Here is a 15,085-nt window from a genome sequence, read left to right as displayed (position 1 = left end):
GGCTGCTGCTTGGCGGATCATCCTTTTGGAAGGAATGTACCACAATCTGTTTCGGCTGAGTCTTTCGCCTTTTTGCCTTTTCTCGTGACCACTTTGATTGCTTCAGCACTGCATTGATTGCCTGATTCCCAAAAGTGGCAGTTTGTGACTTCGCACAATACGTCTTTTGCCAATTGACCCACCTCCTTTTTATTATTGTGTCCAGAATATCTGCAGACATACGGAAGATGGGGAGAAGTATAAGTTTGCAACGTCTGGAGGAGAGTTTATGGTCAAGGTACAGGATATCGATACATCGCGCATACAGAATTACTTGGAATTTGTGCGTGATCCTATTCGTTTTTTTACACGTGTTCAGCCGCTTGGCGACGTTATTTCATTAAAAACAGGTATGTCACCGACTTTTGTCGTCAACAGTCCCGAAGCTGTAAGAGAAATATTAATACGTCAGGATCAATCATTTATTAAAGGGCGGACAACAACGGTTTTGCAGCGGACGGTGGGGGAAGGTTTGCTGACAACAGAAGGCGAACGGCATAACAAGCAGAAAAAATATGTTCAGCCTGCATTTTACAAAGATGCATTGGAAAGCTATGCCTATGCCATCGTGGATGAAGCTGAGAAAGCCGCTGCACGTCTTGAAGAAAAGCGTGAGTACGATATACATAATGTAATGATGCGTCTGACGCTGTCGATCATTACACGAACAATGTTTTCTGCAGATGTATCGGCGGAAGAGAAAAAACTTGCAGATGCGGTCACAGCAACAATTGAGCAAAGCGTCAAAATTCTGTTCAGTCCGGTGATGATTCCTGCCGCTTTCCCGACAAAAACAAATCAGCGGCATAAGGAGGCTATTTCGACACTGGAGGCAATGATTGGCGACGTGCTGACTGCAGCCAAAAAGCATCCGCAGTGGTTTGACGGAACACTGCTCGGTATGATGATGGAAGTAACAGATGAAGAAGGAAACGTGTTATCTGATAAAGAGGTACGGGACCAGATGATGACTATGCTGCTTGCGGGACACGAAACAACCGCCAATTTATTAGGCTGGCTGTTTGCAGAAATTGCTGCACATCCGGAAGTGGAGGAACGTTTGTCGGAAGAATTGACCACGGCAGAGCTTGCAGGCAATCCGTTCCACTGGATGAGTAAATTACCTTATACACAGCAAATTATTGAAGAAGGGCTGCGGCTGTATCCTCCAGCCTGGCTGATTTACCGGGAGCTTAAAGAGCCACTTGAAATGTTTGGAAAATCTTTTAAAAAGGGCAGTACGTTTATGATCTGTCCGTACTCCATTCATCGCAATGAAGAGGTTTTTCGAACCCTGAATCCTTTGATCCGGAACGGTTTGCTGCAGGCAAACGCTATTCACCGTTCAGTTATTTTCCGTTTGGAGGCGGTTCACGCAGTTGCATCGGGTCGCGTTTTGCAATGCTTGAGGCAACACTGATTTTGACGGTTTTTTACAAGAAGTTTTCATTTCGTACTATTCGTCCTCATGCACCGGTCCCAGAGCCGCTAATTTCTTTGCGTATAAAAGACGGCTGGCCGATGATAGCAGAAACCAGATCATCCGTTTTGCCCGTCAAACAGATAGGGTAGCTCCTGCTTTATATAAAACATCGCATGAAAAAAACAGCGGTCCCTGAATGCGGGACTGCTGTTTTTAATTCTTACATATATACTGCAGCTTCTTTTGGAGCCGTTAACTCCACAATCCGCTGTACTTCTTCACCTTCAAGTGTTTCTTCTTTATAAAGCGCGTTGACCAGCTCCTCGAATTGAAAGGCATGATCTTTAATTAAGGTTTCAGTCTTTTTCGCAGCTTGATTAAAGAGCATCTGCATTTTTTCTTCTTTTTCAGCTTTATTGAAGATTAAGGAGAAACCTTCCTGGAATAATCCGGTATTCACCATACGCTCCAAAATATCTTTCGCCTGTTCGACATCACCGCCGACCCCGATACTGTGTTCACCCAGATACAGACGCTCTGCAATACCGCCTGCTAAGATCATGCTGACTTGATCGAGCAGTTCACTGGCAGTAGACAAGTGCAGTTCCTTTTGGATAGGGGCAACATAGCCGAGTGCCTGGCCTCTTGGAATGATTGTCGCTTTTCTGACAGAACCCGGCTTCGTTAACGCAGCAATGATCGCGTGGCCCGCCTCATGAATAGCAACCCGGCGTTTAGTTTCCTGGTCATTCAATGTCCGTGCTGTATTTCCGAGAATCGTCCGGTCAATTGCAAAGTCCAGATCTTTCTTCTCGATTAATTTACGGCCTTCACGAATAGCCCGGCGGCTTGCTGTTTCAAACAGACCGCTGATCTCTGCGCCCGAAAATCCAGAAGTGCTCTCTGCGAGTGTATCAAGCGAAGTTGCCACATTAGGAGCCAATGTTTTCCCGTTCGTATGGATATCGATGATTTCCCGGCGTCCTTTTGTATCCGGCAGCTGCACATTGAAAGTGAAATCGATTCGTCCGGGGCGTAAAAATGCGTCGTCAAGCATATCTTTCCGGTTAGTTGCCGCAATGAATAAAATACCCTCATTATCATTTCCGCCGTCTAGCTGAACGAGCAGCTCCGTTAACGTTTTTTCGGATTCTTCACCGCCGTGCTCTTTTCGTTTCCCTGCCAGCGCATCCACTTCATCAATAAAAATAACGGCAGGTTTTTGTTTGCGCGCATTTTGGAAAAGTGTCCGAACACGTGAGGCTCCTACGCCAACAAATAATTCAGTAAAGGCTGCACCGCTTGAAGAATAGAAAGTGGCGCCTATTTCTTTTGCGATTGCCTGGGCCAGTAAGGTTTTTCCTGTTCCTGGAGGACCGTAAAGCAGAATTCCTTGCGGTAAAGCGATCCCCATCTCTTTTGCAGCAGCGGGATGTTTAAACACTTCTAATGTCTGCAAAATCTCTTCTTTCATTTCCTCTGGGATCCCGCCAATATCGTCCATCGTGATATCCGGAAGGGGAGTTGCTTTGGACGCCTGGTGTTTCATGCCGGTTGCGCCAATATTTAGCTTTCCTTTTTTATGAAGAATGAACAAAGTGAGAAGGGCTGCTAATACAAGTCCGCCAAAAATCCATCCGCCAGCGGAACTTGCTGCTTTATATTGATAAGATACATTGTATTTTTGTACTAAGTCATCCACTAATGTACTTTGCGGTCGAACCATCGTGCTGTACGTTGTATTGTCAAGTGTGATGGAAAGCTTCCCATCAGCCGATTCGTTTAATAAGACACCAGCACCTGACTGTTCTGCTATCAGTTTTTCCATCTGGGCAAAAGAGACCTCTTTACTTCCAGAAGGCTGTAAATAATTCCAAGTGACTCCTGCAGCAATTGCCGTGACAAAGAGGACAGCGACTAAAATTTTAGATGCTAATTTCGAAACAGGCTTCAAAGTGCGCTCCATCTCCTTTTGTTAGTTATTCAAAGTATAATAAAAAATAGTAGTTTTGAACAGGGTATAAACTTGAAAAATAGTTACAATATTATCACAGTGTGAGTAAATGCCTAAGGATAGGATGATATGGCTATTGTACCTTTCAATTGTTTGAAGCAAATAAAAACACCTCAACAGGTACACGCCTGTTGAGATGTATAGTGAAATATTATTTGGGCCTGATGTCTTCCAGCACGGCAAAACCGTCACGCACTTTTAAGAGCGCCAGCAACTGGCCTTCCCGAGAAAGCTTCTCCAGTTCCATTCCCGTATTTTCCGATACATAGAAGCGATCTGGGAGGAAGTTTGCGAAATATGTCTGATCTGTATCCGCGTCTGAATTGCCGTAATAATACATATCTCCCTTTAGGAATAACCCATCGGCCGGCTTTTTATGAGTGACCTTCTTCAACCCGTACAGATCTCCTTCTTCTTGCTCGAGAACTGCATATACTGTAAGTTTGCCGGTATCGTGCCTAGAGAACTCCTCGATAAGCAAAGGATCGAGATCTTCTTTTGTGAATTCCTCAATAGCGAATTGAAGACTGACATAATCGCCATATAATATATCCCGCGGATCAACCGGCACTGTTTCGAGTACGATGGATTTACCTGTATTCAGTGTGAATAATGGCTTCCAGGTCATTCCTAGAAGAATGACAATGGGGACGATTAAGGCAACAAGAAATAGATTCCGTTTACTCTTCATGACGCTTCACCGTCTCTCGTCGTGATTTTTCAAACCAGAATCCAAAACCGATTAACAGCAGCCCGCCAATGATAAAGAATAATGATTTTGGCATGAAATCATATGTTATATCTGTGTAGTACCGATAGATTAACGCACAGGTAATCAAAATAGCCGGCAAGCTGTCTTTTCGCAGGAGATAGATCAATAAGATAACGAATAAAACAGCAAATATATGAGGCGCTGAATCTCCAAATCGCAAATTATCCCATATGAACGGGAATGTCAGCATGATACCGGTGATGCCGAAAATGACGGAGCCGGTCCAGACAGATTCTGTATGAAAGTGTTTGATAGGGAATACCGCGAGCAGGACACCTATAACAAAAATAACTGCTGCGGATATCCATTCCTCTGCATGGAATAGCTCCAGTATATTCCCTATAAAGGAAGTACTCAGTAAGACATTCATAACAAATAATGATCCTTTTCTGTCAAAACGCGTTTCATTCATCCAAAATAATACGGGAATCAAGAGCACAAGCCAGTAAGGACCAAAACTTCCTGGATCATAAGCGGAGAATGCGCTGAAGCTGTATATAATTAAAAATGCACCGGCAAACACAGCAAGCAGCTGATCCTTCAAATAGTAGGCCAGTGGCAGAATTCCGACAGCCCACAGCAGAAAATCCGTGTAAACCGTATGCTGCAAGTGGAAACTTTGACCGATCAGGAAAATCCCTGCACCAAAAATGGCGGCCCCGATATAATACATGCTGCGTGATGTCCGTTCATAGTCATCTTCAAGCTTGTAACCGGCAAAGTACGAAACGAGCATTCCGGCGACGATTAAACCGAATTTAAAGAATGGCGTTAGGCCGGCCCAGTTGCCGGCGATGAAGCTCAAAATGCCCACCCCGACTAAAACAGCTCCGAAAACCAGCAGGATACGGATGAAATTGGCTCCGCCCTTAGGTTCGTATAATGCCAGCATTTCATTGGCACCTGCTTCATCTATCTTGCCTTGCCGCTGAAGAAAAGAAAATTCCTGCCGAAGAAAATCATATTCTTTCCTATTAATTTTTCTTTTCACACTGATTCCCTCCCTTCATATTGGTTACTAAGCTGACGTATTACCTCGTGAGATGTTACACCTTACTGAAAAGAAACGGCTGCCCTGCATCCAAACAAATTGTTAAATATAGTATCTCGTAAATAGTTCAAAAACACAATTAATACTAGAAAAATACATATATCACCTTTTACTTCCTATTGACATTTATATGAGAACGATTATCATTGATAAAAGAAATTACAAAGCAGGAAGAAGGAAGCAGAATGAAACGAAAACTAGTTACAGCTTTTACTTTAACGGCAGGTATTCTTTTAACGGGATGCGGTACAGCTGCAGAGCCTGCTGGAAATGAACAAGCAACGCCAGAAGCAGTGGATTTAACGGCAGAAACAGAAGCCTATAAACAGTTTGCGCTTGAACAGATGGATGAATTTGTTATAGGTACAGAGAAATTCGTGACAGCCGTCAAAGCAGGCGATATCGATGAGGCAAAGAAAATCTATCCGCTTGCAAGAATGTATTTTGAAAGATCGGAACCAATTGCAGAAAGCTTCGGCGACTTGGATCCAAGAATCGATGCACGTCTTGCAGATGTGCAAGAAGAGGGACAGGGCGAAGAAGAGTGGTCGGGCTATCACAAAATTGAATATGGATTATGGGCGGAAAACACGACAGAAGGTTATGCGGACGTTGCAGATCAGTTGCTGAAAGACGCGAAAGAACTGCGCGCACGTGTGGAAACGGTTGAAGTTTCTCCAGACCTTATGATCACAGGAGCCGTCGATTTATTGAATGAAGTTTCCACTTCTAAAATTAGCGGGGAAGAAGAAATTTATTCCCACACGGATCTGTATGACTTTAAAGCAAATATCGAAGGCGCAGAGAAAATTTATGAAATCCTGAAAGAAAAAATGACTGCGAAAGATCAGCAGCTGACAGAAGAACTGCAGACAAAATTCGAAACAATTAATGCGCTGCTCGCTGACTATGAAGATGGGGATGGCGGTTATGTATCATATGAAGAGCTGACAAAAGAAGATACTAAAGCATTGTCGGAAGCAGTCAATCAACTGGGTGAGCCATTAAGTATGATGGGCATCGTAACGGAGTGATAATATGACGGATCGAACCGAAGAAAAATTCTATGAAAAGAAAATCTCACGCCGTCAAATGCTAAAGTACACGGGAGCCGGTGCTGCAGGCGTCGTAATTGGAGCGTCGGGTCTCGGAAGTATGCTGAATGTATTTGGAATGGCAGTGGAAGAGGATAATCCGCGCACGAAAAATAAAGTCAACTTCTATGGTAAACATCAATCAGGAATTGCGACTGAATGTCAGAGCTATGTGTATTTCGCTTCGTTAAATGCACTGGTAAACTCACAGAAGGAATTGATGGATTTATTTAAAATGTGGACACCTTTGACTGTGCGTATGATGAACGGAGAGCAGATTGCCGACCCTTCTGCCAATGGGCTGATTCCTGCAAAAGATACAGGTGAAGCGGCGGGGCTTGATGCTTCCAACCTGACGCTGACGTTCGGAGTTGGTCCGTCGCTGTTTGAAAAAGAGTCATTAGGGTTAGCTGCAAAGCGCCCCGCTGAATTAAAGGACTTGCCGCATTTTCCTAAAGATCAGCTCGACCCTGCCTACACAGGAGGGGACATCTGCATTCAAGCATGTGCGGACGATCCGCAAGTTGCATTTCATGCGGTACGGAACTTAGTGCGGGCCGCTTCCGGTAAAGTGACATTAAAGTGGACGCAGGCAGGCTTCAATTCCTATCCGATGAAAGGCAAGAAGAAAGAAACACCGCGGAACTTATTCGCTTTTAAAGACGGCACTGTAAATCCGGATGGCGCTAAAGAAGCAGAGATGAATGAAGTTGCCTGGATCGGCGCAGGTGAATCAAAGGGCTGGATGACCAACGGAACGTATATGGCGGTCCGAAGAATTCAGATGCATTTAGAAACGTGGGACCGCACCGCACTTCAGGAACAGGAAGCAACATTTGGGCGCCATCGTGATACAGGCGCCCCTTTGGGAAAGAAGAATGAAATGGACGAGGTAGGTCTGAACGAGAAAGATGCAAATGGCAACTATGTATTACCCGACGCTTCCCATGTTCGATTAGCGAAGAAGGCGAAACAGAAAATCCTTCGCCGTTCGTTCTCTTACAGTTCGGGTGTGATGGATTCAACTGGCACATTCGACGCAGGATTACTGTTCGTATCCTTCCAGAAACGACCTGAACAATTTATCGCCATTCAGAACAGTTTTGGGCGGGAAGATAAATTAAATGAATACATTACTCATCGCGGCAGTGCGTTATTTGCCTGCTTCCCTGGGATACAAAAGGGGGGCTTTATCGGTGACTCACTCTTCTCGATTATATAAATGGATGGCGGTATTCATGATCATAGCGTTATTGCCGATCCGCCCGGCATTCGCGGAAACAGAAATCAATTACAGTGATCTGTATATTTCTATCAGTGATTCCATAATGCAGACGAAAAAGGAAAACGATAAAGAAGCCTTAGCCTCCCTGCAAGAATTTGAAACGGTTTGGCAGCAGCAGAAACTGGAGAGTTCCAAGTTCACAAAAGAAATCGACAAAACGTTACAGGAAGCTTTACAAGCTGATTCAGCATCACGCGGCGCGTTATTAAATTCATTATCCAAAGCTCTGCATGAACTTGAAAAATCAGAAAACCCAGTGGATGAGCCAGCCGAGCGCGAGAAATTTGGCAAAGCGATGGAGCCGGCGCTTACCGTTTTACAGCAGGCAATCGGCTCGGGGGCACTGGAAGAAATTGAGCAAGCAAATCAACAATTTATTTCTGCGTGGACACACAATGAGCGTGCGGTTCGGGAGCAGAATATATCTGCATATGGCGCGATTGAGACGAGTATGGCGTTCATCAGAATCACCCTGGCGGAAGAACAGCCTGATCTAGAAGTGCTTCAATCACAGTATGACGACTTAGCAGCAACTGTCGGTCAGTTTGTCAATGGGACGTTGAAAGAGGCGGCTGCGGAAGACTATTCACTTGCGACATTAACAGCCTTGCTCGATCAAAGCTCTGAATCTCTGCAAAACGGACAGTTTGAGGAAGCGAAAGATTCTTTGCGCGAATTTATTCAAATTTGGCCGAATGTAGAAGGAGAAGTACGCACGAAGAATGCCGCTCTATATACACAGCTTGAAAATACATTGCCATTAATCATTGGCCAACTATCCAACAAAGGCTACGATGTTCAGGCGGCAGATCGTCAGTTGCAGGATTTTAAACAGCAAATTGCGCTGCTGCAAACGAATGATAATTTCAGCTTTTGGGACTCCGCACTGATTTTATTGCGTGAAGGTCTTGAAGCGTTGCTGATTATCATGGCGCTATTGTCATTTTTGACGAACGCCAACCAGCAGGCTATGCGGAAATGGGTATATATAGGTGCTGCTGCCGGTATTACACTGAGTATTTTGGCGGCTGTCATGATGTCTACAGTTTTACAGTCCGTCACGATCGGCAATGACCGGGAGCTGATGGAAGGTTACATCGGACTTGTCGCGGCGGCATTAATGATCGGTGTCGGCATATGGATGCATCAAAAATCCAATGTCGTGTCTTGGAATCGCTATATTTCCAGGCAAATGGGCCAAGCGATTTCAAAGGGCAGTGTTCTGGCCATGGCATCGGTCAGTTTTCTGTCAGTATTCAGGGAAGGTGCGGAAACGCTTGTGTTCTATGCGGGCATCGCACCTAAGATGTCCACAATAGAATTTGTTGCAGGTATTTTGCTTGCAGTCGCCATATTGGCTATTGTGGCATTCGCTTTCATGAAACTGAGCCATCGCATTCCAATCCATCGCTTCTTCGCAGTGGCGACGATATTAATATATGTACTCGCATTCAAAATTCTTGGCGTCAGTCTGCATACTTTGCAGCTGAACAACGTCATTGATACAACTGTCCAGCCGCGATTGCCGATCATCGACTTTATCGGTTTCTATCCAACCAATGAAACCATCATGGCGCAGCTTGGCTTACTTGTGATCATTGCAGCGGCAGCCTGGATCCGAAAGGCTGACAATCGTACGAAAACACAACTTACCAATTGATTAAAAGGTGTCCTGGAAGCCACAGCGCTTCGGAGGGACATCTTTTTTGTGCTGCATAGAAAACAAAATGACAATGAACGGTTTATTCAATTAAAAAATATCACCTACTAAACTTATAGGATTAACGCGCAGAAGGGGTGACTATTGCATACTCTATGGAATGCGTTCTGCCGAGGCGCGAAGCCGCATCCCAAAGCTGCTAATTCAATGATCTATACTGTTCTTTAAACTTTAAATGCCTACTTGACTAATAGGAATAATAGTAATACAATGAACACATTGTAAAAATAGTTGTCAGTCTAGTCGGATTTTTTGAACGATACGTGACGACGAAAATATAATAAGAGGTTGCGAGGGTGATGAATATGGGGTTACAAGTAACGAACAGTCCTTTTAGTGAAGAACAAGTGGAATTGCTCAATCGTCTGTTGCCGAGTATTACAGAATCGCAGCAAAGCTGGCTGAGCGGTTATTTAACAGCTGCCAGTTCAGCTGCAATGCCGTCAGGCGGAGTGGCGGTTCTGGAACGCCCGACGATTGAAGTTCCGGCTGCTGTGAAGGAAATAACCATTCTGTACGGTTCACAGACGGGCAATGGACAGGGAATTGCAGAACAGGCAGCAGCTAAATTAAAAGAACAATCTTTTGATGTGACGATTCAGTCAATGAGTGATTTTAAACCGAATGCATTAAAAAAAATTGAGAACCTGTTACTTGTTGTGAGTACGCATGGGGAAGGGGATCCGCCAGACACAGCCCTGCCATTTTACGAATTCCTGCATGGACGCCGTGCGCCGAAACTGGATCATCTTCATTATTCTGTATTGGCACTGGGTGACAGCTCCTATGAATTTTTCTGTAAAACAGGCGCCGATTTCGATCAGAGACTTACAGAGTTGGGTGCCGTTCAATTGGCGCCGCGTGTAGATTGTGACTTAGATTATGATGAACCCGCAGCACAGTGGCTGGCGGCAGTAGAAGTTTCTCTGGAAATCAACACTGGCGGTCAATCCGCAGCTGCAGCTCTGGCTGCAGAGCCCGTATCTTCCGCGCAATATTCACGCACGAATCCGTTTAGAGCAGAAGTGCTGGAGAATATAAATCTGAACGGCCGCGGGTCGAATAAAGAAACACGTCACTTGGAGATTTCCTTAGAGGGCTCGGGCCTAACGTATGAACCGGGGGATAGTCTAGGGATTTTTCCTGAAAATAATTCCGACTTAATCGATGAGATTATCGTAGTTGGCGGCTGGAATGCAGAAGAAACTGTTGAGGTCAATACACAAGGCGAGCGCCGTGCGTTTCGTATTGCGTTATTGAATCATTTTGAAGTGACGGTATTAACAAAGCCGTTGCTTGAAAAGCTGTCGAATTATACTGAATCGGAAAAGTTAACACAATTACTTGATAAAGAACGAGCGGATGAACTGCGCGCATATATTGACGGCCGCGATTTGCTCGATGCCTTGAAGGACTTCGGACCGGTTTCGGCAGCTGAGCAGCAGTTGGTTGGTATTCTTCGTAAATTGCCTGCCAGATTATATTCGATTGCCAGCAGCCTGGAAGCGAATCCGGAAGAAGTGCATGTAACAATCGGGGTTGTGCGATATGAAGCGCACGGCCGTGACCGGCATGGCGTATGCTCGAGCCAATGTGCGGAAAACCTTAAGCCGGGTGATACGTTACCAATCTATATACACAAAAATGATAACTTCCGTTTGCCTGCGAATCCTGAAACTCCGATTATTATGATCGGGCCAGGTACCGGGATTGCGCCTTTCCGTTCATTCATTGAAGAACGGAATGAGACAGGGGCACAAGGAAAGTCTTGGTTATTCTTTGGCGATCAGCATTATGTGACAGATTTCTATTATCAGACTGAATGGCAAAACTATGTGAAGGATGGCTCGTTAACTCGTCTGGATGTAGCTTTTTCGCGTGATACAGATGAAAAAGTATATGTACAGCACAAAATGAAACAGGCGAGTCAAGAGCTGTATCAATGGATTGAAGATGGCGCAGTCATTTATATATGCGGTGATGAGAAGAATATGGCTAAAGATGTCCATGCGACACTGCTCGAAATCCTTCAGCAGGAAGGCGGCAAGACGCAGGAAGAAGCCGAAGAATTCCTGACACAATTAATTCACGAGAAACGTTATCAGCGGGATGTTTATTAATTAATTCGAGGGGGATTGGTAACATGTCTTCAACAACAAAACCTGTACACATACAGGATGGGCCACCAAGTGATGTAGAAGAAATTAAAATTGAAAGTGATTACCTGCGCGGAAGTCTGATTGAAACAATGAACGACTCCATCAGTGCAGGGATTCCGGGTGATGACAACCGCCTGATGAAATTCCATGGGAGCTATTTGCAGGATGACCGTGATCTGCGGACCGAACGTCAGCGTCAAAAGCTGGAGCCTGCCTATCAGTTCATGATTCGTGTGCGGACACCTGCAGGTTTTGCAACGCCGAAGCAATGGCTGGTGATGGATGAGCTGGCGCATAAATACGGCAATGGCACGTTGAAATTAACGACGCGTCAAGCATTTCAGATGCATGGGATATTAAAGTGGAACATGAAAAAGAATATCCAGGAAATGAATGAGGCATTGCTGGATTCCATCGCTGCCTGCGGTGATGTAAACCGTAACGTAATGTGCAGTCCGAATCCCAATGAGTCTCCAATTCATGCTGAAGTATATGAGTGGGCAAAGCGCCTGAGCCAGGATTTATTGCCGCAGACGACCGCTTATCATGAAATTTGGCTGGATGAAGAAAAAATTGTGGATACGACAGGGGAAGAAGTAGAGCCGGTCTACGGTGCTACGTATCTCCCAAGAAAATTCAAAATAGGCATTGCTGTGCCGCCAATGAATGATGTCGATGTATTCTCTCAAGATGTCGGTTTAATTGCGATTGCAGAAGAGGGTAAGCTGATCGGCTTTAATGTGGCAGTAGGCGGCGGAATGGGAATGACTCACGGCGATGAGCAAACGTATCCGCAACTGGGACGGCTAATAGGTTTTGTTCCTGCCGATCAGGTGGTGGAAGTTGCCAAGCACTTGATGATGATTCAGCGTGATAATGGAAATCGTTCAGTAAGGAAATATGCACGATTCAAGTACACCATCGATTCACGCGGACTGGATTGGCTGAAAGAAGAACTGCACAGCCGTCTTGGCCGGGAGCTGGAAGCAGTACGGCCTTACCGCTTCGATCATAATGGCGATCGTTATGGATGGGCAGCGGCAGCAAATGATCGCTGGAACTATACATTCTTTATTGAAAACGGACGTGTACGCGATACAGAGAATTATAAATTAATGACGGCGCTTCGCGAAATTGCCGAAATCCACACAGGTGATTTCCGTCTGAGTCCAAATCAGAATCTTGTGCTCGGTGATGTAGCGGATGCAAATAAAAAGAATATCGAGGAAATTATTGCGAAGTATAATCTTGAATCACCCGTCGAACAGTCTGCATTGCGCAGGAGCTCCATGGCGTGTGTGGCATTGCCGACTTGCGGTCTGGCGATGGCGGAAGCAGAGCGATATTTGCCTTCATTGATTACCAAAATCGAAGGTTTGATGGATGAAGCAGGATTAGGTGATGAAGAAATTGTGACTCGTATGACGGGCTGCCCGAATGGCTGTGCACGTCCGGCAATTGCAGAACTTGGCTTTATCGGAAAAGGACCGGGCAAGTATAATATGTATTTAGGCGGCGGCTTTGCCGGCCAGCGACTAAGCAAAATTTATCGCGAAAATATTGGGGAGAAAGAAATTTTGGATGAGCTGGGACCAATATTGAAGCGCTATGCAAAAGAACGGAATGATGGCGAACGCTTTGGGGACTTTGTAATTCGCGCGGGATTTGTCGGAGAAACGACAGACGGAACAAATTTCCATACGGTATGAATTGTTTAGAGCAGTGCGATGAGAATCGCGCTGCTTTTAAATTGGAAAATAAACAGATGAACTATCAGGCGGGCAGATTTTTATACGATTTTTATAACATGTCAGAGCTTTACCGCTAATTCTTTCATTCAATGGTTTACAATGTTTTGTAATCTTCTATCGTATCAACATCAAATACTAGTCTCTTGTCGTTACACGGTAAAAGCTTCCCCTGGTTTAGAAAGTCCCCGCGCAAAATCGAACGTGCTCCTTTATCCCCTCGTACCTTTAAAAGGTCAGGATACAAAGAGGAAGAAAGTAAAACAGGAGGCGTAATTGACTGGTCAAATGAAGTAGCCACGAATTTGCAGCCGGGGTTGTTTTTCATGCATATGATCATTTCAGAAAGCATGTGAACCGTTATAAAAGGCTGATCCGCCAGCAGGACAAGCACTGCATCCGCATGATGATTCTGTGCTTGCTGAATGCCGCAGCGCAGGGATTCAGACTGCCCTTCACAAGAAGCGGGACATGTAATAATTGTGCATTTAGCGTGTTGTTTCATATGCGGAGGGATCCATTCTGTATTATCTGCATGTCTTGTGATGACGTAAATTTCATCAAGCGGTGAATCTAATGCAGTTTCCAGCGCCAAGCTCCCGAGAGACCTGGTGCCAACGGGAAGTGCCAATTTGTGTGTTCCCATTCGGCTGCTGCTTCCGGCGGCAAGATAAATGCCTGCGATTTTCATAGTGATTTCCCCCTTCTGACGGCAATTAGTTCCGCCATGATGCTGACGGCGATTTCTTCAGGTCCATCTGCACCGATAGACACTCCTGCCGGTGAATGAACACTACTTGGAAGTTCCCCGCCAAAGATGCGTTCTGTCCTGTTTTTTGACCCTAAAATTCCGAAGTACAGCAATTTCTGTCCGAGTAAATGTCGTCCGATTTCAACATCGATCTGAAAATCATGTGTCATGAGCACGACTGAATCCAACGGGCTGAATTTTACATTTGAAATTAATTTTGCGACATCGCCAATTTGAATCGATGCTGCCGTTGGAAAGTGTACTTCATTACAGACACCGCTCCGCCAATCGAGGAGGTGCACTTCATAGCCGGCACTCCCGGAAAGTCGTGCAAGCGGCCTGGCATCCGCGCCGGCCCCGATTATGTAAAGAACAGGCCGCGGCCAAATAAGCTGGAAATACACTATTTCTTCGCCAATAGTAGTCTGTTTGGCTGCTTCCTGAAACGGGGCCATTGTATTTAGGTTAAAAGGGAGTTTTAATTGTATTTTTCCATACTGAGATCCATTTAACGCAGTACACCCATAGCGGCTGAAGTCTGTCAATGACTGGAGGAAATATACAGGTTCTTTAGCCAGTAACTGCTCATGTGCAATATGCAGGATCCGCCGGAAATCACTGTCAATATCACGCACTAAGATTGTGATAATACCATTGCATCCTGCACCGCGGCCCCACCCGAGATCATCTTCCGCGCTTAAATCATATCGAACCGTTTCTGCTTTGCCTGTGTTGAATAGTTGGGCCGCCCGGTTATGTAAATCATTTTCCAAACAACCGCCGCTAATCATTCCGATCCGCACGTTATTCTCTTGAAGAAGCATCCACGAACCTTCCTTCCGATAGGAGGATCCTTCCACCTTAACTATCATTGCAAGTACGGTTGGCCGGGTATCATCCAAGACAGTTTGAATCATTTGTTGAATAGACTGCATTTTCACACCTTCCTTCTTTCCATTCACTCTCTCCTTTACGTTACCTTGGTATTCATTTTCTTTAAATTCATCCCCACATTATAGTTTGTCTTGT

11 protein-coding genes and 1 pseudogene are annotated in these 15,085 nt (G+C 45.1%); 6 read left to right on the top strand and 6 right to left on the bottom strand.

Annotated features, from left to right (window positions below; genetic code table 11):
- Positions 1-17 precede the first annotated feature (17 nt).
- Positions 18-173, bottom strand: a complete 156-nt coding sequence (locus tag SporoP33_RS05575; RefSeq protein WP_081242802.1) for a DUF1540 domain-containing protein — start codon at positions 171-173, stop codon at positions 18-20.
- Between the two features lie 95 nt (positions 174-268).
- Here SporoP33_RS05575 and SporoP33_RS05570 point away from each other — a divergent pair.
- Positions 269-1,611 (top strand): annotated as a pseudogene (locus SporoP33_RS05570) (cytochrome P450).
- Positions 1,612-1,682: 71 nt separating this feature from the next.
- Here the strand turns inward: SporoP33_RS05570 and SporoP33_RS05560 are convergent.
- The 3 genes from SporoP33_RS05560 to SporoP33_RS05550 all read right to left on the bottom strand — a co-directional run bounded on the left by SporoP33_RS05560 (position 1,683) and on the right by SporoP33_RS05550 (position 5,239).
- The gene (locus SporoP33_RS05560; protein WP_081242799.1) at positions 1,683-3,416 is read right to left on the bottom strand and encodes an AAA family ATPase; all 1,734 of its coding nucleotides are present in this window, start codon (positions 3,414-3,416) and stop codon (positions 1,683-1,685) included.
- A gap of 211 nt (positions 3,417-3,627) precedes the next feature.
- Positions 3,628-4,167 (bottom strand): GDYXXLXY domain-containing protein, encoded by a 540-nt coding sequence (locus SporoP33_RS05555; RefSeq protein ID WP_081242798.1) that lies wholly within the window; start codon positions 4,165-4,167, stop codon positions 3,628-3,630.
- Positions 4,157-5,239, bottom strand: a complete 1,083-nt coding sequence (locus tag SporoP33_RS05550; RefSeq protein WP_081242797.1) for a DUF2157 domain-containing protein — start codon at positions 5,237-5,239, stop codon at positions 4,157-4,159. The genes SporoP33_RS05555 and SporoP33_RS05550 overlap by 11 nt, the downstream gene beginning before the upstream one ends.
- Positions 5,240-5,484: 245 nt before the next feature.
- On the opposite strand from SporoP33_RS05550, the gene efeO reads away from it, so the two are divergent.
- The 5 genes from efeO (at position 5,485) to cysI (ending at position 13,266) form a co-directional block, all read left to right on the top strand.
- On the top strand, positions 5,485-6,333 hold the full coding sequence (gene efeO, locus SporoP33_RS05545; RefSeq protein ID WP_081244762.1) for an iron uptake system protein EfeO: 849 nt from the start codon (positions 5,485-5,487) through the stop codon (positions 6,331-6,333).
- A gap of 4 nt (positions 6,334-6,337) precedes the next feature.
- Positions 6,338-7,615 carry an iron uptake transporter deferrochelatase/peroxidase subunit gene (efeB, locus tag SporoP33_RS05540; RefSeq protein WP_081242796.1) on the top strand — a complete coding sequence of 426 codons (1,278 nt, stop codon included), beginning with the start codon at positions 6,338-6,340 and terminating at the stop codon, positions 7,613-7,615.
- Positions 7,518-9,338 carry an FTR1 family iron permease gene (locus SporoP33_RS05535; protein ID WP_231293306.1) on the top strand — a complete coding sequence of 607 codons (1,821 nt, stop codon included), beginning with the start codon at positions 7,518-7,520 and terminating at the stop codon, positions 9,336-9,338. The genes efeB and SporoP33_RS05535 overlap by 98 nt, the downstream gene beginning before the upstream one ends.
- Positions 9,339-9,703: 365 nt before the next feature.
- Complete coding sequence (locus SporoP33_RS05530; protein WP_081244760.1) at positions 9,704-11,518, top strand: assimilatory sulfite reductase (NADPH) flavoprotein subunit; 1,815 nt, start codon at positions 9,704-9,706, stop codon at positions 11,516-11,518.
- 23 nt (positions 11,519-11,541) lie between these two features.
- Positions 11,542-13,266: an assimilatory sulfite reductase (NADPH) hemoprotein subunit gene (gene cysI / locus SporoP33_RS05525; protein WP_081242795.1), complete on the top strand. Its 1,725-nt coding sequence runs from the start codon at positions 11,542-11,544 to the stop codon at positions 13,264-13,266.
- A 136-nt stretch (positions 13,267-13,402) separates the two neighbouring features.
- Here the strand turns inward: cysI and SporoP33_RS05520 are convergent, their stop codons facing one another.
- The gene (locus tag SporoP33_RS05520) at positions 13,403-13,996 is read right to left on the bottom strand and encodes a nucleotidyltransferase family protein (protein WP_081242794.1); all 594 of its coding nucleotides are present in this window, start codon (positions 13,994-13,996) and stop codon (positions 13,403-13,405) included.
- Positions 13,993-14,991 carry an XdhC family protein gene (locus tag SporoP33_RS05515; RefSeq protein ID WP_081242793.1) on the bottom strand — a complete coding sequence of 333 codons (999 nt, stop codon included), beginning with the start codon at positions 14,989-14,991 and terminating at the stop codon, positions 13,993-13,995. The genes SporoP33_RS05520 and SporoP33_RS05515 overlap by 4 nt, the downstream gene beginning before the upstream one ends.
- Positions 14,992-15,085 lie beyond the last annotated feature (94 nt).

It is taken from the genome of Sporosarcina sp. P33 (assembly GCF_002077155.1).
Classification (GTDB): Bacteria; Bacillota; Bacilli; order Bacillales_A; family Planococcaceae; genus Sporosarcina.
The sequence above is the reverse complement of the archived record's forward strand: the minus strand, read 5'-3'. Positions and strand labels throughout refer to the sequence as shown.